General features: G+C 38.5%; 22 protein-coding genes and 1 pseudogene. 7 read left to right on the forward strand and 16 right to left on the reverse strand.

Features of this window, described 5'->3' with window-relative positions:
• Positions 1 to 271: 271 nt before the first annotated feature.
• On the forward strand, positions 272 to 1,135 hold the full coding sequence (rpoH, locus tag LOS73_RS02060; protein WP_007376032.1) for an RNA polymerase sigma factor RpoH: 864 nt from the start codon (positions 272 to 274) through the stop codon (positions 1,133 to 1,135).
• Positions 1,136 to 1,615: 480 nt separating this feature from the next.
• Here the strand turns inward: rpoH and LOS73_RS02065 are convergent, their stop codons facing one another.
• From LOS73_RS02065 to gpmM, 4 genes are all read right to left on the reverse strand, one after another.
• Positions 1,616 to 2,383, reverse strand: a complete 768-nt coding sequence (locus LOS73_RS02065; protein ID WP_442960139.1) for a divergent polysaccharide deacetylase family protein — start codon at positions 2,381 to 2,383, stop codon at positions 1,616 to 1,618.
• 66 nt (positions 2,384 to 2,449) lie between these two features.
• The gene (locus tag LOS73_RS02070) at positions 2,450 to 3,706 is read right to left on the reverse strand and encodes a S41 family peptidase (RefSeq protein ID WP_007376034.1); all 1,257 of its coding nucleotides are present in this window, start codon (positions 3,704 to 3,706) and stop codon (positions 2,450 to 2,452) included.
• A gap of 34 nt (positions 3,707 to 3,740) precedes the next feature.
• The gene (locus LOS73_RS02075; RefSeq protein WP_457934397.1) at positions 3,741 to 4,880 is read right to left on the reverse strand and encodes a murein hydrolase activator EnvC family protein; all 1,140 of its coding nucleotides are present in this window, start codon (positions 4,878 to 4,880) and stop codon (positions 3,741 to 3,743) included.
• Between the two features lies 1 nt (position 4,881).
• Entirely contained in the window at positions 4,882 to 6,426 is a 1,545-nt protein-coding gene (gene gpmM, locus LOS73_RS02080; protein ID WP_457934398.1) for a 2,3-bisphosphoglycerate-independent phosphoglycerate mutase, read from the reverse strand.
• A gap of 264 nt (positions 6,427 to 6,690) precedes the next feature.
• Here gpmM and LOS73_RS02085 point away from each other — a divergent pair, with 264 nt between their 5' ends.
• From LOS73_RS02085 to gpsA, 4 genes are read left to right on the forward strand one after another with little or no spacing between them, the layout of a single operon-like run.
• Positions 6,691 to 7,122, forward strand: a complete 432-nt coding sequence (locus LOS73_RS02085; RefSeq protein WP_007376037.1) for a rhodanese-like domain-containing protein — start codon at positions 6,691 to 6,693, stop codon at positions 7,120 to 7,122.
• A gap of 31 nt (positions 7,123 to 7,153) precedes the next feature.
• Positions 7,154 to 7,411, forward strand: coding sequence for a glutaredoxin 3 (grxC, locus tag LOS73_RS02090; protein WP_002957783.1), 258 nt, complete (start codon positions 7,154 to 7,156; stop codon positions 7,409 to 7,411).
• Positions 7,412 to 7,445: 34 nt separating this feature from the next.
• Positions 7,446 to 7,931: a protein-export chaperone SecB gene (secB, locus tag LOS73_RS02095; RefSeq protein WP_007376038.1), complete on the forward strand. Its 486-nt coding sequence runs from the start codon at positions 7,446 to 7,448 to the stop codon at positions 7,929 to 7,931.
• Positions 7,932 to 7,934: 3 nt separating this feature from the next.
• Positions 7,935 to 8,942 carry an NAD(P)H-dependent glycerol-3-phosphate dehydrogenase gene (gene gpsA / locus LOS73_RS02100; protein ID WP_033038644.1) on the forward strand — a complete coding sequence of 336 codons (1,008 nt, stop codon included), beginning with the start codon at positions 7,935 to 7,937 and terminating at the stop codon, positions 8,940 to 8,942.
• Positions 8,943 to 8,983: 41 nt separating this feature from the next.
• Here the strand turns inward: gpsA and LOS73_RS02105 are convergent, their stop codons facing one another.
• The 4 genes from LOS73_RS02105 to trmL form a co-directional block, all read right to left on the reverse strand.
• Entirely contained in the window at positions 8,984 to 10,471 is a 1,488-nt protein-coding gene (locus tag LOS73_RS02105) for a methyl-accepting chemotaxis protein (RefSeq protein ID WP_007376040.1), read from the reverse strand.
• Between the two features lie 198 nt (positions 10,472 to 10,669).
• Entirely contained in the window at positions 10,670 to 11,395 is a 726-nt protein-coding gene (locus LOS73_RS02110; protein ID WP_007376041.1) for a substrate-binding periplasmic protein, read from the reverse strand.
• 10 nt (positions 11,396 to 11,405) lie between these two features.
• On the reverse strand, positions 11,406 to 12,080 hold the full coding sequence (locus LOS73_RS02115) for a TorF family putative porin (RefSeq protein WP_033031053.1): 675 nt from the start codon (positions 12,078 to 12,080) through the stop codon (positions 11,406 to 11,408).
• Between the two features lie 477 nt (positions 12,081 to 12,557).
• Complete coding sequence (trmL, locus tag LOS73_RS02120; protein WP_033031055.1) at positions 12,558 to 13,022, reverse strand: tRNA (uridine(34)/cytosine(34)/5-carboxymethylaminomethyluridine(34)-2'-O)-methyltransferase TrmL; 465 nt, start codon at positions 13,020 to 13,022, stop codon at positions 12,558 to 12,560.
• A 159-nt stretch (positions 13,023 to 13,181) separates the two neighbouring features.
• Here trmL and LOS73_RS02125 point away from each other — a divergent pair, with 159 nt between their 5' ends.
• Entirely contained in the window at positions 13,182 to 14,024 is an 843-nt protein-coding gene (locus tag LOS73_RS02125) for a cation diffusion facilitator family transporter (protein ID WP_081824583.1), read from the forward strand.
• Between the two features lie 103 nt (positions 14,025 to 14,127).
• Here LOS73_RS02125 and LOS73_RS02130 read toward each other — a convergent pair.
• From LOS73_RS02130 to LOS73_RS02140, 3 genes and pseudogenes are all read right to left on the reverse strand, one after another.
• Positions 14,128 to 15,074: pseudogene (locus LOS73_RS02130) on the reverse strand (alpha/beta fold hydrolase).
• 3 nt (positions 15,075 to 15,077) lie between these two features.
• Positions 15,078 to 16,493, reverse strand: coding sequence for an ATP-binding protein (locus LOS73_RS02135; RefSeq protein WP_007376046.1), 1,416 nt, complete (start codon positions 16,491 to 16,493; stop codon positions 15,078 to 15,080).
• On the reverse strand, positions 16,471 to 17,160 hold the full coding sequence (locus LOS73_RS02140) for a response regulator (protein ID WP_008136799.1): 690 nt from the start codon (positions 17,158 to 17,160) through the stop codon (positions 16,471 to 16,473). Before LOS73_RS02140 ends, LOS73_RS02135 begins: the two co-directional genes overlap by 23 nt.
• 189 nt (positions 17,161 to 17,349) lie before the next feature.
• Between LOS73_RS02140 and LOS73_RS02145 the strand changes: the two genes are divergently transcribed.
• The gene (locus LOS73_RS02145) at positions 17,350 to 17,838 is read left to right on the forward strand and encodes a periplasmic heavy metal sensor (protein ID WP_149606843.1); all 489 of its coding nucleotides are present in this window, start codon (positions 17,350 to 17,352) and stop codon (positions 17,836 to 17,838) included.
• Positions 17,839 to 18,073: 235 nt separating this feature from the next.
• On the opposite strand, the gene yacG is transcribed toward LOS73_RS02145, so the two are convergent.
• From yacG to LOS73_RS02170, 5 genes are all read right to left on the reverse strand, one after another.
• On the reverse strand, positions 18,074 to 18,304 hold the full coding sequence (yacG, locus tag LOS73_RS02150; protein ID WP_007376049.1) for a DNA gyrase inhibitor YacG: 231 nt from the start codon (positions 18,302 to 18,304) through the stop codon (positions 18,074 to 18,076).
• 114 nt (positions 18,305 to 18,418) lie between these two features.
• Positions 18,419 to 20,095, reverse strand: coding sequence for a type IV-A pilus assembly ATPase PilB (pilB, locus tag LOS73_RS02155; protein ID WP_457934399.1), 1,677 nt, complete (start codon positions 20,093 to 20,095; stop codon positions 18,419 to 18,421).
• A gap of 278 nt (positions 20,096 to 20,373) precedes the next feature.
• Positions 20,374 to 21,021, reverse strand: a complete 648-nt coding sequence (coaE, locus tag LOS73_RS02160; RefSeq protein ID WP_457934400.1) for a dephospho-CoA kinase — start codon at positions 21,019 to 21,021, stop codon at positions 20,374 to 20,376.
• A 1-nt stretch (position 21,022) separates the two neighbouring features.
• Entirely contained in the window at positions 21,023 to 21,907 is an 885-nt protein-coding gene (locus LOS73_RS02165) for a prepilin peptidase (protein WP_457934401.1), read from the reverse strand.
• Positions 21,908 to 21,922: 15 nt separating this feature from the next.
• Positions 21,923 to 23,152, reverse strand: a complete 1,230-nt coding sequence (locus LOS73_RS02170) for a type II secretion system F family protein (protein ID WP_007376053.1) — start codon at positions 23,150 to 23,152, stop codon at positions 21,923 to 21,925.
• Between the last annotated feature and the right edge of the window lie 16 nt (positions 23,153 to 23,168).

The raw sequence follows: 23,168 nt of genomic DNA on the forward strand, positions 1-23,168 counted from the left end.
CGTATGCTATCGGGTTGGGTAGTACCTCTTTTATTAAAACTGTCATGTTTGTGTACTATTCTCCTCAAGGTAATAAGTTATAAATGAGGTGCTGCGATGAGGTGAACCTCTTGCATCCCTTTAATTCATAACTTATTCAGCCGCTTATAGTAGACTTAAATAACGCAAAAAAACCTCTTGATTTATGATTAGAAAAAGTTTTAAATTGGGGTTAGCACTCTTGGTTAAAGAGTGCTAAGATGGTTTCAAATGTTTATCACCGAGGTGAAAAATGAGTAAAGATTTATACGCAATGGCACTTACAGTCGGACAACAAAGCGCAAGCATGGACGGTTACCTTCAAGCGGTAAGCACTATTCCTATGCTTAAGGTTGAACAAGAACAAGAGCTTGCTAAAAGGCTTCAGGAAGAAGGCGATCTTAGTGCTGCCAAGCAACTCATTATGTCGCATTTACGCTTTGTAGCACATATTGCTAAAAGCTACTCGGGCTATGGTTTACCACAAGCAGACTTAATCCAAGAGGGCAATATAGGCCTGATGAAAGCGGTAAAGCGTTTCGACCCTACAGTGGGAGTTCGTTTAGTATCGTTTGCAGTTCATTGGATTAAAGCAGAAATTCATGAGTTTGTGCTTAAAAATTGGCGCATAGTTAAAGTTGCGACAACTAAAGCACAACGTAAATTGTTTTTTAATCTTCGCAAAAATAAAAAGCGTTTAGGTTGGTTTAACCAAGCAGAAGTTAGCACTGTTGCGAGCGAGTTAGGTGTGAGTGAAAAGGAAGTTCGTGAAATGGAATCGCGTATGAGCGGCCAAGACATGGGCTTCGACTTGACAGGTGACGACGATGATAACGCACCAACAAGTACTTACTCTCCAGTACAATATTTAACGGATGGTGCAGCTGATCTGGCTGACGACGTTGAACAACAACAGTGGAAAGAGCAGGCGCATACGCGTTTATTTAGCGCACTTAAAACACTTGATGAACGCTCGCAAGATATTGTTAGCGCACGTTGGTTGTCTGATGATAAGGCGACTCTTCAAGAGCTTGCACAAAAGTACAGTGTATCAGCCGAACGTGTTCGTCAGCTTGAAAAAACAGCGATGAAAAAGTTACAAAGCGCTATGAGTTAAACACAGCTCAAGCAGCAAAATTTAAAAAGCCCTGCATGAAAATGCGGGGCTTTTTTGTTTACGGCCGTAAGCTTTCACCTGCCTAGTGCTAAAATTGATAACCGGTTCTACTTTAAATAAGTAACTGAGAATATCTATATATGTTTTTATGGCTGGTAAAATTATAATTAATGTAGTTAACGCGACAGCCCAAGGTTTACTAAACCACCATACTTTTGAAGTTTGAAAATAGTTGGGTGGGGCTTTTAATTTTTCTCTTTCAGAAATCATGGTAGGTGAAATCTCTATAACTTCAGCAACAATAAATTTTATTAAATGAAAATTACGTAGCTTGTTAATTGAAGCTTCAGAGTAAAAGCTTTGGCTATGGAGTTTAATTGTTTGTATTTCTTTACCATGATTCAGAAAATAATCAGCAAGGAAAAAAATTAGTTATTTTTCATGTTTGCTATACATATAATTTCCTTATTAAAGTACATATCATCGAGCACTAACCCCTTTGCCCTCAGCCTGCGCCAACTGAATGTATTTACGCTCAACCAGCTGCGAAACCGGCACAAGTTCAAAGCCTTGATCTATTAACTGTGGTAACGCTTCACGTAAAAAATCAATAGTTTCAGGATAAGGGTGGGCGATAGCAATGGCAAAATTGTGATCGGTTGCTTGCTGTTTTAATTCATCAAACCTTAACTGCAATTGCTCGGGGGTGATAATGTTGTCTAAAAATACTTGGCGGCTAATATTAGCAACACCTAAAAAGTTTGCCGCATTTTGAGCTTGGCTTAAATCTGTGGTACGACTATCTAAAAAGTATAAATGGCGTTTTTTAAGCACTTCCATTGTCCATTTCATAGCTTGGCTTTGTTGTGTTAGTGCTGAGCCCATATGATTATTAACGCCCTTAACTTGTGGCAGACTAGCTAAGGCAGTGCCTAGAGTTTGCTGGAGCTGCTCTTTACTCATACTTAATGTAAGCGCGCCGGGGCCTAGTTTTTTCCCATTTAGCGCCTGCATGGGCACATGAAGTAATAGCTCTTTATTTGACTGACTCGCTAGCGAAGCAAAAGCTTGCGAATAGGGGGTGTGAGGCAAAATTGAATATGACAATTGCCCTGGTAAGGTTAAGAACTCTAAATCTCTTTGATGGTAGCCTATATCGTCAATTACGATTGCTATTTGCTTCGCTTTAACATCAAAAGAGACAAAGCAAGTGACTAATAAAAGCCACGTTGTAATGCTTGCGTTAATAGTTTTCAAATTTATAATTTTTATTATCTTATTAAGCTCAGTAAGTTGCTCTAAATAAAGCGAATGTTATTGCATACTGAGCAACTGTTTTGCTTTAACTAATTGTAAATCAGCCAAATTACTTGAAAGTAATTGCTGAGTACCTTTAGTCTGTTCGTTTTTTATTATAACGGCTTTATTGTTTTGTGAAAGGTTTGTTTGATTAATCGCCACATCGGGCGTTATTCCTACACCATCAATTGATTTACCTGAAGGCGTAAAGTATTTTGCTGTAGTCAGTTTTAAGGCTGTATTACCGTCACCTAATGGGATGAGAGATTGAACAGAGCCTTTACCGAATGACTGGCTTCCTACAATCTTTGCACGATTATTATCTTTTAAAGCAGCCGCTAAAATTTCAGCTGCTGAAGCCGAGTTTTCATTTATGAGTACCACAATTGGTGCACCTTTTAACACATCACCGTGCTTGGCGTAAAAGGCTTGATTTGCATCAAAAAAACGCCCCTTAGTGGTTACAATAGTGCCGCTTTGTAAAAACAGGTCTGATACTGCCACAGCACTTTTTAAGGTGCCACCAGGATTGTCGCGTAAATCGATGACCAGTCCTTTGAGTGGGTAACCATAGTGATTTTGCATGGCTGCAACTTGTATTGCTACCTCATGTAGTGTGTGATTGGAAAAGCTATTGATAGCTAAATAGCCAGTGCCGGTATCTAAAAGCTGACTGGTTACACTTTCTAAATCTATTTGGGTGCGGGTAACATCAAAAGGTATATGGGTTTTATTTGTATTACGTTGCACTGTTAAGTGAATGCTTGCAAACTTACTGTCCCTTATTAAAGCAGCTACTTGGTCAATTGTAAGTGTTGCAACAGTATGGTTATTAATACTAATTATAATATCGTTAGGTAAAATCCCTGCATTTTTGGCCGGAGAGTTATTAACAACATCGATAATAGTCATTTGCTCGTCAATATTTTTAACTTCAATACCAAGGCCTGTGTAACGACCGTTTGTGTTGTCAAATAACGCAGTGAGTTCATGCTCGTCGAGGTATTTAGAATAAGGATCGAGCTTTGAATATAAGCGTTCAAATTGATGATTGTTGTATTTTATATGCATGCTATTTTGTAATTCTAAGTCATCAACATAATAAGCATGAATATTAAATAAAATTTCGTCTATTTGTTGCCTCTTCAATTGTTTTACTGAGCTGGCAGAGGCGCTATTGATAAAGAAAATAAAGACAAGTAAACACAGGCTTAAAATGAAACCTGTGTTTTGTTTCTTTTCGTAGAATGTCGTTGGGGTTTTGTTTTTCATCAGCTGCTCCAGAGCGGTGCAGCGGTTTATTCAATTAAATGCGTCTGCACCATTTTACAGGATTTACTGCGCGTCCTTTGTGGCGTATTTCAAAGTATAGACCAGAACTTGCTTGTCCGCCGCTTTGGCCAACTAAAGCTAAAGTTTCACCTTCTCTAACCATATCGCCAACATCTCTGAGGAGTGTCTGTGCATGGCCGTATAAACTCATAAAGCCTTCACCATGATCAACAACGATCACCCAGCCATAACCTTTTAGCCAATCGGCAAATACAACTTGGCCATTGTGCACGCTATTAACATTCACGCCTTCTTTTGCACCAATTAATACGCCTTTCCAATCAATACCGCCATGCTTACGCTGGCCAAAGGTGTGTTCTAACTTACCTCTGGTCGGCCAATTTAGTTTACCCTTACTTTTATTTAGGCCGAGTAATTCGATCTTTTGCGTTTTCTCTTTTTCAAGCTCTTCAATGGTTGTAATTAAAGTTTGTTGGTTTTCTTTAAGGTAATTAATAGAGCTTTTGGTACTTGTGAGCTGAGCTTGTAAGTTTTTAAGATTTGCTTGGCGTTCACTTTGAGCGTTAAGCAAAGCAGTTTGACGCCTTTTTTGTTCGTCATGTAAAGCGATTAACCTTTGTTTTGTTTTAGCCAGCTCTATCTGATTAGAAGCTATTTCCTCTTGAAGGGCTTTTAGGTCTTCAATTTGCTCTATCCTGGCTTTATTTAAGTAATTGTAATAACTGAGAGTGCGCTCAAATTTTGCTGTGTCTTCTTGGTTCAAAATCATTTTAGAGTAGTCATCACCGCCAGCCATATAGGCACTTTTTAATTGCGCGGCTAAAATGCGCTGAAATAGGGCGTGTTTTTGATCAAGTTGTTCTGCTTTTTGTTGTTGCAGTTTTTGCTGCTGTTGGTTTTTTTTAACCGATTGCTCAGCCATATTAAGCGCTTTAGCATTTTTTGCTATGTTGAGCTCATGACTTTTGAGATTTTTTTGTAGTTTTGCTATTTTTTTTTGTTGTTCATTATATTGCGCTTGATTTTGTTCAAGCGCGTTTTGTACTTCGGATAAATCTTTTTTAGTGCGGTCTTCGTTAGCGACTGCAGGTGCAGCCGCTAACGAAGTAAGTATTAAGCCGCACTTAATTAACCGGTTAATACGTTTATTCATTTTATTTCAACATCATGATAGGCGTACCAGTCATTTCTCTTGGTTGCTCCATACCCATTAAGTGAAGCATTGTTGGGGCTACATCACTTAAGGCTTTACCTTGCATTGGCTCTGCATCGCGACCAACATAAATAAAATGCACCGGTTCGCTAGTGTGGGCGGTATGTGCTTGGCCTGTTTTGAGATCAGCCATTTGCTCAGCATTACCATGGTCAGCTGTTATTAACGCTTCACCACCAAACTCTTCTAGCGCATCAACAACACGTCCAATGCAGCTATCTACAGCTTCACAGGCTTTAACAGCAGCCTCAAATACACCAGAATGACCAACCATATCGCCGTTAGGGTAGTTGCAAATAATAGCATCGTATTTACCGCTTTTTATTGCAGCTACCAGCTTGTCGGTTAACATTTCTGAATTCATTTCTGGTTGTAAATCGTACGTTGCTACTTGCGGCGAAGGAATTAGTTCGCGTGTTTCGCCTTCAAATTCACTTTCGCGCCCGCCACTAAAGAAAAACGTAACGTGTGCGTACTTTTCGGTTTCAGAAATACGTAGTTGCGTTTTACCATTTTTTTCAAACCACTCACCTAAAACATTAACTAAAGGGGTAGGACCAAATGCCACTGGTGCGTTAATGTCGGCTGCGTATTCTGTCATCATTACAAAAGCACTAAGCTCAGGCGTTCTTTTTTTAGTAAACCCATCAAAATCAGGTTCAACAAATGCACGTGTAATTTCGCGGGCTCTATCTGCTCTAAAATTAGCAAATATAATAGTATCACCATCATTTATTGTTGCTGGTGTCGCGCCTGCTGGGGTAATTGTGGTGGCAGCTACAAATTCGTCGTTTTCGTCGCGCTCATATGCAGCTTCAAGTGCTATTACGCCGTTATCGTAATTAAAATCGCCCTCGGCAAGAGTCATTACGTTATAGGCTTTCTCTACACGATTCCAGCGATTATCTCGGTCCATGGCGTAGTAGCGACCAATTAATGAAGCCAAACGACCGCATTTAAGCTCGCTAAATAATGCTTCAATACGTTCAATAGACGCTTTAGCGCTACGTGGTGGTGTGTCACGGCCATCTAAAAAGGCGTGAAAATAGACTTCTTTAGCACCACGTTTAGCAGCAAGTTCAATAATTGCAACGATATGATCTTCGTGGCTGTGCACACCGCCGGGGCTCAATAGGCCCATAATATGAACGGCTTTACCTGCTTTCACAGCTTTATCTATATTTTCAACAAGTGCAGGTGTTGAATCAAATTCGCCATCATTAATGGCTTTGGTGATACGAGTAAAGTCTTGATAAACTACTCGTCCAGCCCCTAAGTTTACATGGCCAACTTCAGAGTTGCCCATTTGCCCATCAGGAAGACCAACATCAAAGCCCGAAGCTGAAATTAATGTATGAGGGCGTGTAGCCCATAAGTTGTCTAGTACTGGCGTGTTTGCCGCCAAAATAGCATTACTTTGCTCATCTTCGCGATACCCCCAACCGTCTAAAATCATTAATACCAGTGGTTTTTTATGTTCTGTCATAGTCACTCCTGAAAGTTAGCACCTGTTTGGCTTTAGCATACCGTGTTTTGTAACTAGGGTCAGCATGCAAAGCCGCATATTAATTTTTTTCACTCTGCTGAAAAACGTAAACACACACTTAGATAAGGTATATATGGGGCGTTTTATGTACTTTTAAACAACGTCTAAACTCGCATTTTAAGTTGGTTTGGGTATACTTGCGTGGCTAAAGTCTAAAATATCTAAAACACTACGTTTTAGGATGTAATTTATAGTGGAAGTCGAATGGATCAATATATTGAATTTATCACCAATCACCCAATTTTAAGCCTTGCTTGGGTGGGTATTGTATTTCTTATTGTTAGTGGCTGGATAAAAAGTAAGTTTTCAGCTGTTCGTCAAATAAATCCTCAGCAGCTGACGTTACTTATTAACCGTGATGACGGTCAAGTAATCGATATACGTGCGCAAAAAGAGTTTAATGCAGGGCGTATTTCTGGTGCTGAGCACTTAAGCCCAGAGAATGCGAAAAAATCTGACTTTTCAAGCCTTGAAAAGTACAAGACTAAACCCATTATAGTTGTATGTACTACAGGTATGACTGCCCAAGGTACTGCAGCCGCTATGAGTAAAGCTGGTTTTGAACGAGTATACTTATTAGCCGGTGGCATGGGTGCGTGGCAATCTGCTAGCTTACCAACTACAACAGGTCGCTAATCAGTTTAGCTAGGCCGATAGAGGATTTATTATGAGTAATGTTGTTTTATACACCAAGGCGTATTGTCCATTTTGTCAGCGTGCTCTTTCGCTTTTAAACAGCAAAGGCGTTGAATACACAAATTATGATATTGGTGTACAGCCTGAGCTACGCGATGAAATGATTGCCAAAGCAGGTGGTGCAAGCACAGTACCGCAAATTTTTATTAATGATGAACATATCGGTGGCTGCGACGACATGATGGCTATTGAAGCGCAAGGTAAACTTGACGCCAAGCTAAACGCTTAATTTAATTATAATAACGAACAAGTTAGGAATAACAATGAACGAAGAAACTCAAAACGTAGCAGCTGCAGAAGCCGGCGCACAATTTACTATTCAGCGTATTTACACTAAAGATGTGTCGTTTGAAACACCAAACTCTCCGGCTATTTTTCAAAAAGAATGGACGCCAGAAGTTAAGTTAGATTTAGATACACGTTCTAACAAGTTAGATGAGGGTGTATTTGAAGTTGTTTTGGCATTGACAGTAACAGCTTCGCTTGGTGAAGAAACTGCGTTTTTATGTGAAATTCAACAAGCGGGTATTTTTACTATTGCTGATGTTGAAGAAGTGCAACTTGCACATATGCTAGGTGCATTTTGCCCTAACGTGTTATTTCCATATGCACGTGAGGCTGTATCAAACCTTGTTAACCGTGGTACATTCCCACAGCTTAATCTTGCGCCAGTAAATTTTGATGCGTTATTTGCACAGTACATGCAACAACGTACTGCGCCAGCTGACCAGGTTACAGCAGACGCATAACTTATGAGTACAGCAACTACAGCTGTTACTGTATTAGGGGCGGGGTCTTACGGCACCGCCCTTGCTATTTGTTTAGCCCGAAATGGTCACAACGTGACGCTTTGGGGAAGAAATAGCGACGACGTTGCCACGCTTGCAGCTGAGCGGAAAAATCAACGTTACTTACCAGATGCCCCTTTTCCTGACACCCTTACTCTTGAAGCCAACTTACAACGTGCCGTTGCTAGCAGCGCTATTGTACTTGTTGTTGTGCCAAGCCATGCTTTTGGCGATACACTTCAGCAAATCAAACCAGCATTACAAAAAGGCGCAAAAGTAGCATGGGCTACCAAAGGGCTTGAGCCTAATACTGGGCGCTTGTTGCAAGAAGTTGCACTGCAAGAATTGGGAGATGATATTCCACTTGCGGTACTTTCGGGTCCTACATTTGCAAAAGAAATGGCGATGGGTTCACCTACGGCTATTTCTGTGTCTTCTACGTCGCCTGAATTTGCCCAGCAGCTTGCGGACTTACTTCATTGTGGTCGCTCATTCCGAGTGTATAACAATGATGACTTTATTGGCATTCAACTTGGTGGTGCGGTTAAAAATGTAATTGCAATTGGTGCCGGTATTTCGGATGGCGTAGGCTTTGGTGCAAATGCACGTACAGCGCTCATAACGAGAGGACTTGCCGAACTTACTCGTCTAGGTTGTGCTCTTGGCGCAAAGCCAGAAACCTTTATGGGAATGGCAGGCCTTGGTGATTTAATACTAACCTGTACAGATAACCAATCACGTAATCGTCGATTTGGTTTAGCGCTGGGTAAAGGCGAAAGTGTAGATGCTGCTATTAAGTCAATTGGCCAAGTTGTTGAAGGCTTTAGAAATACTAAAGAAGTGTATTTGTTAGCGCAGCGCACTGGTGTGGAAATGCCAATTACTGAACAAATTTATAAAGTTCTTTATGAAAATAAAGACATGAAAGATGCAGCTATGGCGCTATTAGGCCGAGAGCAAAAGTCGGAATAAAAAATAAGCCTTTTAGCTAATATCTGAAAGGCTTATTTTCTTTACGTTTTAAAAACAGTTACTGATTTTTTCAGTTTAAGAGCGAGTGTTTTCATATCTTCTGAATATGTTTGAACTTGTTCAATTTTCCCCATGCTGTTTTGACCAGCACTGACAACTTCATTGATATTTTTACTTAGATCTTCAGCAACAGTGCTCTGCTCTGATACAGCACTAGAGATGTGACTCGACATATGTGTAATAGATTCTATTACTTCAGATATATTTTCTATTAATTCACTGGCTGCATTTGCAGCACTCATGCTTTCTTGACTCATACTTTTACTTAAGCCCATAACATTAACAGCAGATTGTGAGCCTTGTTGTAATTTGTTAATTGTTTCATGAATTTCAGCTGTACTCGTTTGTGTTCTACTTGCTAAAGAGCGTACTTCATCAGCAACAACAGCAAATCCACGGCCTTGCTCACCAGCTCTGGCTGCTTCAATAGCGGCATTTAATGCTAGCAAATTGGTTTGTTCAGCTATCGCTTGAATAACATCCAGCATAGATACAATATCTTGCACGCTATTTTCAAGACTAGCAATTACCGTTGATGCTTCATCTAATTGTCCCACCAAGTTCTCTATTGAATTTATAGAGCTTAGGAATGCATCATGAACTTTTTTTGCATCTATATTTGCTGTTTCGGCGGAGCTTAGCGTTAATTTGGCATTATTTTCAATTTCTACCGCAGACGATGCCATTTGCGTAATTGCAGTTGCTATCTGGTCTGTTTCTGATTGTTGTTCTGTTAAATAGTGAACACCTTCGCTGCTAACATTAGAAATACTCCCAGCAACGTTAAAGGAATCCTCTACTGATAGTTTCACACCGTTAATAAGCTCAGCAATTTTGTGTTCAAATTGGTTGAATGAAGCCGCGAGTTGGCCTATTTCGTCGTTGCGACGAACAATTATCTCTTGTGTTAAATCACCATCGCCATTGGCAATGGTTGCCATTTTTTCAGCCACTTCAGATAATGGTTGAGCAACTAATTTTTTGAAAATATAGATTAAAACTCCAGCTAAAATAGTGACGAGTAGTAATATTTCTATAACCGAAAAAATAGCCAGTTCAAGTAGCACAGCCTCAATATGACTAAACTCAATATAAAGATTAATTTTGCCTACTTTATTTTGTGTTCCTGCATCATCGTAGAATAACTCAGTTTGTGTCATTGATGGTGTTTCTGCACCATCTGTTTCAACGAATACCTCTCCATTCGTATCGTATACTACTATTTTGGATATATTTTGGGATGCAACTTCGGCATTTATTAGCTTTTTGGCTAATTCATCTTGGAAGTTCCACATCGCATTAGGTAGTGACAGCCCAATACGCTCTTTTGCAAGATTGATTTCAGTATCAAGCTTTAGCTTTAATTGATTGCTTTGTGCGGTGTAATCATAAACACCAAAGCAAAGTAAAACAAAAACCATAGCGCTTAATGTAGTAATAACCAGCCTAAATAGAATTGAACGAGTCAAAATATCTCCTTACTTAATCGGAACTCTGGTTAAAGTTGTTGATAACGTTTTGAACGATAGTTCATTTATTTTTCTGTCCAGGTATTTTAGGAGAGCAAAGCGAATTTACGCGTTAATAGCTGGCTCGTTGCAACTAAATTCAACGAGGTTAATGTTGAAAATAGTTGCTTGGGATATATTTACTATTCAAAGTCCAAATTACTTAAGATAATTTGCCATAATGGTGTTTACATCTATTTTTGTAAGCCCCTGATTATAGATTTTCTGCCATTTTTGCCCTTCAGTATCATTTCTAAAGGCAATGTATAGTTTTTTATCTTCTAATAATGTTGTGTTCATTGCTACCTTATTTTTTAGTGCTGATAGCGATTTATCGGTATCCAGTAAGTACTTAAGTACGTTTGCGTCTATTACTGCAGCATCAATTCGCCCCGCAGCTACTTTTTTAATATTTAATACATCAGAAGGAGCTGCGTCTCCTTTAATTGTGCCAGAGGCAATCATGTCATCAAGTTCTTTTGTATTAACATAGTCTTGTACAACACCAATACGTTTACCTTTAAGGTCTCCCACCGATGAATAGGCAATTGGTTTAGCGTTATTTTGTAGCAGCCCCAGAGGTCCAGTCCCTGTTGCATCAGAAAAAACAAAATCCGATGTTTCATGCATATATTCTGGAAAGTAGCCGACATACTTAGAATTTGCTTGTGAAGCAGAGTTAACGGCACGTGACCAAGGATAAAAATCTACGATAAGCTCATGTCCTTCGGCCTTAAATGCTGCTTTTGCGACTGCGACTGATGCTCCTTGTTGTTCTAATGATTTATCTGAATAAGGAGGCCAAGCCAAGGATGTTAAATAAACTGTTTCAGCAGCTATAAAATTAGAAAAAGTAAGTAAAAGAAAGAATAATGTGGTTTTCATTTATAAACCCTTAGAAGTTAAATGTTCTTGAAACGGTTGCTAGTAAAGTTGCATCACCGTACGTTTCTAAATCTGTGTCTTCATAACCAGCAGTAAAATTCCACTCATTCCAAGTATAGTTTGCAGTTATACGCCAATGCATATAATTATCATCACCAGGCTCCCATTCCCACTTGTCATCGTCGAAACTCATAGAGTAATCGGCGCCTATATCAATTGAAAAAACGTCATTAATCGGAACGTTGTGCGTCAGCATAATGATGCTATGCCCAGCCCCTGTAGCAAAGTAATCCCATGCGTACCAAAAGTTAAGGTTAGTGTTGCCATAATTGAATTTGGCGTAAGTTTCAGCGTAGTTATAATCGGAGCTAAAATCTTCACCATGGTAAGTATATTGCGCAATACCAATATCTAGATTAATCGAGTCTGCTAAGCTTGTGTAATAGCCAATGTAGCCATCGGCTTCTATATCAGTGCCTTCACCAAAGTCGACATTAGAGCCCCAAATTCCGGCATACAATCCCGAGTCTCCGGCCCAATCAAAACTTGCTTGTAAAGCCGGGTCTTCTTGAGTTTGACTTACACCATTGAATAAGTAATCAGATGCTAAGGTAACTGTCGCTGATGTAGCAGCAATACTCGATGTAGAGCATAAAATAAGTGAGCAAAGAAATATTTTTTTCATAGAGTTTCAATGTAATTAAATAATTGTATGACATTGAGCTTAGTTCAATAATTATGATTATGAGAACTGTATAGTAAAAAATGAATGTTAATTTGATACAGGATAGTCTTTATTTTGGGGCGGTTTAAATGAGATGCATACAGATAACCTGAATTCCGGTTAAGGGATTTACTAATATATTGAACAATAATGATATTTTAATTTATTTTTCTATAGCAAGGGATTTGCAGTGAAAGCAAGGTGAATTTGCACGCCAATAATGGGCCTATTGTAAGTAAGTTCAGGTTAGATAATACGCAGCCGAAGATAGGTTATTGCTTTTATTCCTGGGCTGTAATTTTGTAGTTCAACATTTTAAGTTTGTTGTATTTTCTGATAACTGCATATATTAGCTGATAGTGTAGCCAAGGGCTTTAATTTAGAGCTCATTTAAACTAAGAGCCATACCTTGGCTTACAATATTAGTAAGTGCATTAGTTATTGTGCGTTAGGGAAGCCCAATTGACGCCAAGATTCATAAACAAATACAGCCACGGCGTTTGACAAGTTCATACTACGACTATTAGCTTGCATAGGAATACGAACACGTTGCTCATTTGGTAGGGCTTGGATCATATCATCAGGAAGGCCACGGGTTTCTGGGCCAAATACAAGGCAATCGCCAGCTTCGTAACTTGCTTGATGATGAAACTGGCTACCTTTAGTAGTACATGCATATACTTTGTTAGGCTTACATTTTTCAAGGTAGTCCTCAAATGAAGCGTGACGTTGAACATGGCTGAATTCATGGTAATCAAGGCCTGCACGTTTTACACGTTTATCATCCCATTCAAAACCCAAGGGCTCAATTAAATGCAGTGAATAGCCTGTGTTTGCGCACAGACGAATAATATTACCAGTGTTAGGAGGAATTTCAGGTTGGTATAAAACGATATCCAGCATAATAAGCCTTTTAAATGATCAGTAGTTTAACGATTTTCAGTATACACGAAACCTTTTAAAAAAATGATATACTCTCTGTATTGAATACACCTATTAACGGATAAAAACGTGCACAACCGCAGTTACGAATTTTGGGTTAAAACTTCTAGTATTGTTACCATGATAATGGTTAGTTTAATGATTACTGCAAAAACGTGGGCGTGGCTTGCATCGGGTTCAGCATCAATGCTTGGCTCACTAACCGATTCGTTAATGGATATAACGGCTACTGCAATGAGCTTTTTAGTTTTAGGTTATGCGCTGCGCCCAGCTGATGATGACCACCGATTTGGTCACGGCAAAGCTGAAGCTATAGCAGGGCTTGGGCAAGCCGCTTTTATTGCAGGTTCAGGCTGTTTACTGGCATTTCATGGTATTGAGCGATTATTTAACCCAATACAGCTCAGTCATTCTTTATTAGGCGTGTGGGTTAGCATTTTTGCTATTGCGTGTACCTTGGTTATTGTATTTGTACAAAATAAAGTGATTAAGTACACCGATTCAATCGCAATAAAAGCTGATTCAGTACATTACAAAGGCGACTTGATTTTAAATGCCGCCGTGTTGCTCGCTATTTTATTAGCATACTATGGCGTATTGTATGCCGATCCTGTTTTTGCTATTGGCGTAGCGGGTTACTTACTTTATAACAGCTGGGAAATAGCCAGAGATAGTGCCGATCACTTAATGGATAAAGAGCTGCCAGATGACGAAAAGCAAAGCATATTTGAAATAGCTAAAGCGCATGCTGATGTACATGGCGTACATGGCATTCGTACTCGCCAAGGCGGTAAGATAAAATTTATCCAAATGCATTTAGAGCTTGATGACAATTTAAGTTTGATTCGTGCGCATAACGTGGCTGATGAAGTAGAAGTATTGATAACCAAAGAGTTTGAATCTGAGGTCGATATTCTGATCCACCTCGATCCATTGTCGGTGCTTAACTTAAACTCGGATTAAGCGATTTTTAGCATATTGATTTGTAATACCAGCCTGTATAAATCTTTGAGCAATTTAATGAATTAAATTGCACTATTACAATAAAACTTAACACAATTAGCTATTAAATCGTCACCGATTCACAAAACTGATATAAGCTTTTAAGCAGTGGTTGGCGTATTTCATCGCGTTCAAAAAATAGTTCGTGTTTAGCGTCGGCAAAGCTCTCAAGTATTGTATTTTCGTGCCTGTTTGCCAGTTTATATTGCGCACTGTTATCAACTATTTCATCATTTTGAGCACTGGCAATATAAAGTGGAATATTAACCGTTAATTTATTCACGGATGAAATAAATGCAAAAGTAGTGTGTAGCCAACCATAAGTCACACCACCAAGTTGTAATTTAGGCTCTTGTTTGTAGGCTTTCCTAAATAGTTCGTAACGTATTGGGCTGCTGGTCAGGGTATTTATAGCAAACTCATCAGGCGTATAATCTGTTTGTCCGAGCGCATAGCTGTATTGAAAGCCAAGTAATGTTGCAGTACTTGCGACTAATTTAGCTAAAGGTTTTGGTGTGCCTTTGGTGTAAATGTCGAGCATTGGCGCAGATAAAAACGCGCCACTAAAAGTGTGTTCAAAATGTGCAAGATAATCAAATGCAATAGCCCCCCCATTGAGTGACTGACTAATACCTTTTTACCTTGCCAATAATTATCTACAACTTCTTTATTAAATAAATGAAGGTCGGCGGCATAATCTTCAAAGCGCTTTACGTAGCCTTTGTGCTTGTTTTTTAAATGCCTGTAAGAACGACCTTGGCCTTGATGATCAATTATAAACACCGCATAATTATTATTATAAAGTTCCCATAGTAACTCTTTATATTTTTCTAAGCCCTCTATACGACCTGAGCTAATAACAATCGCAATGTGTGGATTTTTTGGGATAGCGTAAGCGTAAAAAAGTTGTCCATAAGGTGTATTTAAATAAGATTTTGTCAGTGTATTATCAAAAAAGTTACTAATGGCCGGTTGGTTACTTTTAAGCTCGTTCTCACTACTATAAAACATTGTTTACTCTTTAATTATTGGCAACGTTATATTTGCACATAAGCCGCCTTGTTCTTTATTCGATAATACTAAGTTGCCACCATGTGCAGTAATTGCATTTTTGGCAATTGCCAAGCCTAACCCCGTACCGCCGCTAACTCGGTCTCGCGCATCTGACTGTCTAAAAAATGGTTCACAGAGCTTATTAAGTTGGTTATTAGGGACTCCAGGTCCATCATCACATATTTCTATATAAATGGCATCAGTATGCTTTAGAGTAATGCTAATAGTGCTATTGGCGTATTTAATCGCATTACGTAGTAAATTTTCAAGTGCGCTGGCAATTAGTGTTTCATCACAGTTAACACTAATGTCTGCACTTCCCATAATCTGTAATTGCTTGTTGTTTTGTTTTGCTTCAAATTGTGCGTCGTTAAGCACATGGTCAATTATAATTTGCAATGATTGTTGTTGAAGTGAAAGTGCCTGACTTTTCGCCTCTAAACGAGACACTTGCAGTACATCAGCAATCATTTTGTCTAGTTGATTCGCTTCTTTTTCTATGCGCAGTAAATAGGACTGACTCGCTTCATTTGCTTGCATTTGAGCAAGGCCCGTTGCCATTTTTAAGCGGGTAAGAGGTGAGCGTAACTCATGTGATATATCTGCAAGTAAGCGTTTTTGCGAGCTAATTAATTGCTCTAATTGATTAGCCATGCTGTTAAAATCACGACCGAGTATACCGAGTTCATCTTTTCTGCTTACTGAAATGGCCGCTCGAGCACTTAAATCACCACCAGATAATTTAACAGCTGCTTTTTTTAGGCTATTTATAGGGGCAATTAAGTTACGACTAAATAAAAAGCTTAAAATTAGAGAAGCGATGATGGCGATAGAAACTTTCATCCATCCAGGCATAAGCTTTAAGCGAAGGAACAAAGGTGGCTGATGATTTATGTCTATTTCATACAAGTAAAAGTTGCCCGAGGGTACTGTAATTTGAATAGGGCCAAATGCTTGATACTTTTCAGTAAAAATAATTTGCGGTGACATTGTCTTAGTAAAATTAAGTAGGCTCAAATCAACGTCATTCGGGACTTCTTTATTTGTTAATGAGTCTTCTTGTTGCTCAGCACTTAAATATAATAACTTACGTTTAGATAAGCGTGGGTGAGACAACATATCACTCAGTGTCCGCTTATGTTTTACAACAGAGCGTTCTATACTTTTGGCTGTATAGAGTAAGTTTTTTTCCATCGGACCGTGTAATGGCTCGTTACTAACGGCGTTGATTGCCGTAATGTTGCTTAAGAAAACCAGTGCTGTAATCGTGCCTATTATAGTTAGCCAAAACCATATAAATATTTTAAAGAATAAGTAATGCCCAGGATGTTTAAGCCAAGACAAAGAGCCTACTTTATTCTCCTTGGATAAAGACATAACCTGTTCCTCGCATTGTTTTGATTCGCTCGCCTGAAATATGCTCAGCTATTTTTTTACGGATATTGCTTACATGCATATCAATAGAGCGATCGAAGGAAGCTAAGCGACGGCCAAGTACCTCTTCACTTATGAGTTCTTTACTGACTACTTCGCCTGCATTTTTGCTTAAAAGGGCTAGTATTTCGTATTCGGTGCCTGTTAATGTAAGTGCATGATCATTAACAGATGCTTCTCGAGCGGCTAAGTTAACAGTGATCCCATTAACCTGTAACTTATTACTGGTAGTAATGTTAAAGCTATTAATATGCTCTATACGGCGTGTAATCGCTTTAACACGCGCAAGTAACTCACGGTGGTTAAATGGTTTAGGGATATAGTCGTCTGCGCCAAGTTCTAATCCGAAAATACGATCGAAATCTTCCCCTTTTGCTGTAAGCATGATTACCGGCGTTAATTTTGTTTGTCTAAGTTGCTTGAGTACTTCAAAGCCATCTAGAGTTGGTAGCATCACATCAAGTAGTATTAACGCATAATCGTTTACTTGCGCGAGCTTAAGACCTTGTTCACCGTCATGTACGCTTTGTATTTCAAAACCTTGGGCAGTTAAATATTCACTTAATAGCTCACAAAGGCCGGTATCGTCGTCAATCATTAATAGTTTCATTTACAAACCCTTAGAGTTGCTTATGGCGTTATTTTACCCACTAAATTGTGCAAAAGTGAATCTTTACACAACCTTTACACTGCTTTGCGTTACTTTGCATTGAGTTAGGTATAGTTAACTTAGTTGATTAAGCAGTCACAACCACACAAATTGAACCAAAAGTTAAACCAAATAGTTAAGGTAATGATTATGACTAAATTAAATACACTTTCTAAATTAGTACTTGTTTTTGGCCTGGCAACAGCAACACTTGGTGCCGGTAGTGTTATGGCTAAAGCTGACGGGCATAAACAAGGCCATTCTCAAGCTCGTTTTTTACTTTCTGAGCGCGGCGTTGAAAAATTAAGCCTAACAGATGAGCAGCAAACTAAGCTAAAAGCTATTTTTTCAGCGCAAAAAACACAAATGAAAGCATTACGTAGCGACGATAAAGAAGCTCGTAAAGCGATGCGTGAAGCGCATAAAGCAAAAATGGATGCGTTACTTTCGGCTGCAACATTTGATGAAAATGCAGCTAAAGAGTTATTAAATGAACGCCATGAAAAGGGTGAACAATTTGGTTTAATTAAACTAAAAACGCAGCACCAAGTAATGCAAGTACTTAACGCTGAGCAAAAAGAGAAATTTGCTAAAATGCAAAAGCGTATGAATAAAAAGCACCGTAAACAAAAAAGTTAATTTTACTTTTTTGTAAATACTAAAAAACCAGCGTAATGCTGGTTTTTGCTTTTATACCAATTCGCTTAATTAAGTGATCTATTTTGAGGGAAGAAAATCGTGTCGATAACAAGGCAAAAATTTCGTTATTTAGTTGTTCTATATCAGAAATTTTTAACGTAGTTAACGTCTGATTTAACCCCTCAAATTGATTAAGTATTATTGCGGATTGGTATTAGGGCATTATGGAGATAAATTATTTAAAAAAGTCATCTTCATTTTTGGCCATCATAGCTTCAATATCTTCAATCATATCTTGGCTAAACTCTTGTGCTGATGTAATTGGCGCTGAAATTTTATTATTTTCAAACGACCACTCACCAAGATCAATTAGTTGGCAGCGTTTAGAACAAAAAGGCCGATGTGGGCTCTGTTCTGACCACTCAACTTTAGCTTTACAGGTTGGGCAGTTTACAATAGTAGGCATAATTTACTCTCTACAATCTTTTTTTGCATTTTACATTACTTAGATATGAGTCTCTAGGTATAAGTAAGGCTCTGAATTTAGTGTTCAGAACCTTGTCGCTTTTACTATGGACCTTTAAAAACTTGTTACTCGATTAATTTCAGCAAGAGAGGTCATTCCATCAGCCGCTTTACGAATACCTGATAATCGCAAGTTATTAAATCCTGCTTTAAGTGATACTTCTGCTATTTCTAATGAATTACCGCCACGCATTATAATTTGTGCTATCTCTGGTGTTATTTGCATTACTTCATAAATACCGACACGACCTTTATAACCATCAGTGCAACTATCACATCCTTTTGGTGCATAGAGGGTCATTTCACTAATTTGTTGCTCGCTAAAACCTTGGCGGGTAAGTTCTTCGTTTGGTAATATTTCCGGTGTTTTACATTTAGGGCATAAACGTCGAGCCAAGCGCTGGGCTATAATCAAACTAATTGAACTTGCTACGTTATACGCTGGTACGCCCATATTTAATAACCGAGTTATCGTTTCAGGTGCTGAATTAGTATGCAGAGTTGATAGTACTAAGTGACCTGTTTGCGCCGCTTTTATTGATATTTCAGCTGTTTCTAGGTCACGTATTTCACCTACCATGACGACATCAGGATCTTGGCGTAAAAATGCACGTAATGCATTTGCAAAGGTCATATCGGCTTTAATATTAATTTGTACTTGGTTTATACCTTCGAGATTAATTTCGACAGGATCTTCTGCGGTACTAATATTACGCTCTGGTTGATTAAGTATATTTAAACCAGTGTAAAGTGATACAGTTTTACCCGAGCCCGTTGGTCCTGTAACTAAAATCATCCCTTGAGGCTGGGCAAGCGCATCCATATAGAGTTTTTTCTGCTCCGGCTCGTAGCCTAATACATCAATACCTAGCATTGCGCTTGATGAATCAAGAATACGCATTACTATTTTTTCCCCCCACAGGGTCGGCATTGTACTTACACGAAAATCGATACTTTTACGTTCAGTAATTTTTAGCTTTATACGGCCATCTTGTGGTTTACGTTTTTCGGCAATATCTAGGCGTGACATTACTTTTATTCGTGCAGAAAGTTTTGTTGCTAAGGTATTAGGTGGGCTGGCTACCTCATGTAAAATACCATCAATACGAAAACGGATGCGGTACTTATGCTCATAAGGTTCAAAGTGTAAATCAGAGGCCCCTTTTTTAATGGCATCCATTAGGATTTTATTGATGTAAACAATGATAGGTGCATCATCTTTTTCATCATCTTGTGGGGTGGCTTCTTTAGTGTTTTCACTATCTAAGTCAGCAAATTCTTTAAATTCGTCATCACTTAAATTTAAGCTACCAGTTGCATCAAGCAATTGGTCAATTTTTTTATCAAGTTCAATGTAGTCAACTACTACTATTTCACAGGATAAGCCGGTACTAAATTCATAGTTTTCAAACGCACCATAATCGGTCGGATCAGACGCGGCTATGTATACTTTTCTACCTTTTTGCACCAAGGGTAAAATATGGTGTTTACGGATCAACTTTTCTTTTACAAGTTCTGCTGGGATCCTTGCAGGTTCAAAGTCTTTTAAATCGAAATAAGGTACGCGAAATAAATCAATACATTGCTCAGCTAAATCTTTGCTATCGATGTTTCCACATTTGGCAATAAGCTCGGCGGTTGAGGAAAAATCTCGTTGTTTTACTTTAACGGTATCTGCATCAATACGGCCAAGGGTAATAAATTTTCTTAGTAACGGTGAGTTAATATTCATTGCGCACCTGCTTAATTCGTTAATGATTAGCAATTTATCAGAAAAAACAAGGAGATTATATTACTCTTCATCAGATGGACTAGTTTTGCTAACTAAATATTGTTTTATAAATTATCTTATTGTTTTAAATTACTTAACCTGAACTCTGATTAAGGGATTTACTAACATATTGAACCATAATAATATTTAAATTTAGTTTTCTCTAGCTAGATATTTCAACGCAGTTAGCGCTGAAAGTAACAGCTTAAGATAGATTTATTATCCAGAGTTCGTGTTATCTAACTCGCATTTTTTAATGCTAATTGCATATAACGAGTATGTAGAGACCGAAGTGATAATTTGACTAACGCTAAATCCCTATCATTATTTAAAATATCATCTGCTTTTTTACGTTTATTTTCACGAGACATTTGTGTTGCAATAATACTATTTACTTGTTCAAGGCTCACATTATCACGCTTAAGTGTGCGCTCGACTTGGACATTTTTAGGCACGTCAATGAGTAGGGTTCGGTTACAGTACTTATCGAGACCATTTTCAAATAATAACGGGGCAACTAAAACCACGTAAGTACTATTAGCTGCATTTAAATCAGCGACTATTTTTTTGCGAATAAGGGGATGCAGCAAGTTATTTAGCCACTGTTTATCTGCATCGTTAGTAAAAATGCGCTCTCGTAAGGCACTTCTGTTTAGCGTGCCATCGCTAAGTAATAACGTATTGCCAAAGTGCGTTATTATTGCATTTAAACCGCAGCTCTTGGGCTCAACTACTTGGCGAGCAATAATATCCGCATCAACAATGGTTATATCAAGTTCCTCAAACATGTCACTAACTGCTGTTTTTCCGCAGCCAATACCACCTGTTAAACCCAAAACCCAATTGTTTTTTTTATTGCTAGAGAGTTTAGTTATTTGCTCACTCATTTTAATAACCAATTAAATTAAAATAAATGTTTTGTAATTCAGTGCCCCATAGCATAGTGATCCAGCCTGCAATGGCAAGGTAAGGACCAAATGGAATCGGGGTTGCTTTGTCTTTTCCTTGAATACTGAGTAATACAATGCCAATAACAGCGCCAACAACACTTGAAAGTAATATAATGCTAAGTAGTGATTGCCAACCAAGTAATGCACCAAATACAGCGAGTAATTTAAAGTCGCCATAGCCCATACCTTCTTTACCCGTTAGTAACTTAAATAGCCAAAATACACTCCATAGGCTCAAATAACCAAAAACAGCCCCCATAATTGCATCGCTCGGCGCTACGGTATAGCCCATTATTGACGCTATTAAAGCAAGCCATACTAGTGGTAATGTAAGTTGATCGGGTAATAGCATATGGTCTATATCAATAAAGGTTAGTGCAACTAATGCCCAAGTAATCAATATATACAGTAAAGCTTGTTCATTTGCGCCCATAGTAAAAGCAATAAATAAGCTTAATATTGCTGTAATGGCTTCGACTGCAGGATAGCGTATTGATATAGGGTTATTACAACTTGCACATTTTCCTTTTAAAAATAACCAGCTAATAACAGGAATATTTTGCCAAGGTTTAATAGCCGTTTTGCACTTTGGGCAGGTTGAGTTTGGCTTTACTAAATTAAATTGCTCGTTATTTATTGCTTTACTATTTTTAAGCTCGTCTTCTAACAGTATTCTACACTCACTTTGCCATTCTTTTTGCATCATAAGTGGTAGGCGATAAATCACTACATTTAAAAAACTGCCCACACATAAACTAACCAAGCCAACGGTGGTTAGATAAAACCACAGCTCATTTTGCATTACTTCTACAATACTTTGCATATAAAAACCAAATAATTAAATAACAGAACCGAGTTGGAAAATAGGGAGGTACATAGCAACAATTAAACCACCAACAAGTACACCTAATACAGCCATAATTAATGGCTCTAGTAAGCTCGATAAGCCATCTACAGCATCGTCTACTTCTTGCTCATAAATAGTCGCGACCTTAGCTAACATACCATCGAGCGAGCCAGATTCTTCACCGATAGCAACCATTTGGATTACCATGTCAGGGAAGATTTTTGAGTTTCTCATTGCCCAGTTCATTTGGTTACCTGAGCTAACCTCTGCTTTAATATCTAAAATAGCATAACGGTACACTGCATTGCCCGAAGCACCTGCTGCTGAATCAAGTGCATCAACTAATGGAACACCGGCAGCAAATGTGGTCGAAAGTGTTCGCGCATAACGTGCCACAGCTGCTTTGTTTAAAATCATGCCAATAACAGGGAGCTTAAGTATGGCTCTGTCGGTTGCATCCCTGAGCTTTAGGCTTCTTAATTTAGCTTCTTTAAAAGTCCAGCCAAAAGCCACTATCGCAATCAGAATCATCCACCAATAAGCCTGCATAAAGTCAGAAATACCAATTACGAATAATGTAAATGGAGGAAGTTCAGCCCCAAACCCTGCAAAAATATCCTGAAATTGTGGTACTACAAATATTAATAATATCGAGGTTACAATGCCGGCAATAACTAATACCGAAATGGGGTAAAACATTGCTTTTTTAATTTTTGATTTAAGCGCTTCTGATTTTTCTTTATAAATAGCTATGCGATCAAATATTTTATCAAGTGCTCCTGACTGCTCGCCAGATTCCACTAAATCACAATATAAGTCATCAAAATAACGTGGATATTTTCTAAGTGATAATGACAAAGGCTGACCAGCTTTTACATCATCGCCTACAGCTGAGATAAGCTTGGTAACGCTTTTATTTGTTGAGCCAGAAGCTATCATCTCAATAGATTGAATTAAGGGGACGCCAGCCATTAGCATAGTGGCAATTTGGCGAGTAACCAAGGCGATATCTTTAGGTGTTATTTTTTGAACACTCTGAATACCAAATAAAGGTTTCGGCTTACGTTTAACTTTTGAGGGGGTAATACCCTGCTTGCGAAGCTGTGCTTTTACTAGCGCGATACTATTTCCGGCGAGTTCACCTTCAAGGCGTTTTCCTCGAGCACTAACACCGACCCACTGAAATATGTCGAGTCCCTTGTCTTCTTGTTTTTTTGCCATAAAAATATCCAGCTTG

The sequence above is a fragment of the Pseudoalteromonas sp. SCSIO 43210 genome (assembly GCF_054133285.1).

Coding starts and splice junctions, on each gene's coding strand:
- rpoH (WP_007376032.1), top strand. CDS start 272: ATGAGTAAAGATTTATACGCAATGGCACTTACAGTCGGACAACAAAGC.
- LOS73_RS02070 (WP_007376034.1), bottom strand. CDS start 3,706: ATGAAAAACAAAACCCCAACGACATTCTACGAAAAGAAACAAAACACA.
- LOS73_RS02075 (WP_457934397.1), bottom strand. CDS start 4,880: ATGAATAAACGTATTAACCGGTTAATTAAGTGCGGCTTAATACTTACT.
- gpmM (WP_457934398.1), bottom strand. CDS start 6,426: ATGACAGAACATAAAAAACCACTGGTATTAATGATTTTAGACGGTTGG.
- LOS73_RS02085 (WP_007376037.1), top strand. CDS start 6,691: ATGGATCAATATATTGAATTTATCACCAATCACCCAATTTTAAGCCTT.
- grxC (WP_002957783.1), top strand. CDS start 7,154: ATGAGTAATGTTGTTTTATACACCAAGGCGTATTGTCCATTTTGTCAG.
- secB (WP_007376038.1), top strand. CDS start 7,446: ATGAACGAAGAAACTCAAAACGTAGCAGCTGCAGAAGCCGGCGCACAA.
- gpsA (WP_033038644.1), top strand. CDS start 7,935: ATGAGTACAGCAACTACAGCTGTTACTGTATTAGGGGCGGGGTCTTAC.
- LOS73_RS02110 (WP_007376041.1), bottom strand. CDS start 11,395: ATGAAAACCACATTATTCTTTCTTTTACTTACTTTTTCTAATTTTATA.
- LOS73_RS02115 (WP_033031053.1), bottom strand. CDS start 12,080: ATGAAAAAAATATTTCTTTGCTCACTTATTTTATGCTCTACATCGAGT.
- trmL (WP_033031055.1), bottom strand. CDS start 13,022: ATGCTGGATATCGTTTTATACCAACCTGAAATTCCTCCTAACACTGGT.
- LOS73_RS02125 (WP_081824583.1), top strand. CDS start 13,182: ATGATAATGGTTAGTTTAATGATTACTGCAAAAACGTGGGCGTGGCTT.
- LOS73_RS02135 (WP_007376046.1), bottom strand. CDS start 16,493: ATGTCTTTATCCAAGGAGAATAAAGTAGGCTCTTTGTCTTGGCTTAAA.
- LOS73_RS02140 (WP_008136799.1), bottom strand. CDS start 17,160: ATGAAACTATTAATGATTGACGACGATACCGGCCTTTGTGAGCTATTA.
- LOS73_RS02145 (WP_149606843.1), top strand. CDS start 17,350: ATGACTAAATTAAATACACTTTCTAAATTAGTACTTGTTTTTGGCCTG.
- yacG (WP_007376049.1), bottom strand. CDS start 18,304: ATGCCTACTATTGTAAACTGCCCAACCTGTAAAGCTAAAGTTGAGTGG.
- pilB (WP_457934399.1), bottom strand. CDS start 20,095: ATGAATATTAACTCACCGTTACTAAGAAAATTTATTACCCTTGGCCGT.
- coaE (WP_457934400.1), bottom strand. CDS start 21,021: ATGAGTGAGCAAATAACTAAACTCTCTAGCAATAAAAAAAACAATTGG.
- LOS73_RS02165 (WP_457934401.1), bottom strand. CDS start 21,907: ATGCAAAGTATTGTAGAAGTAATGCAAAATGAGCTGTGGTTTTATCTA.
- LOS73_RS02170 (WP_007376053.1), bottom strand. CDS start 23,152: ATGGCAAAAAAACAAGAAGACAAGGGACTCGACATATTTCAGTGGGTC.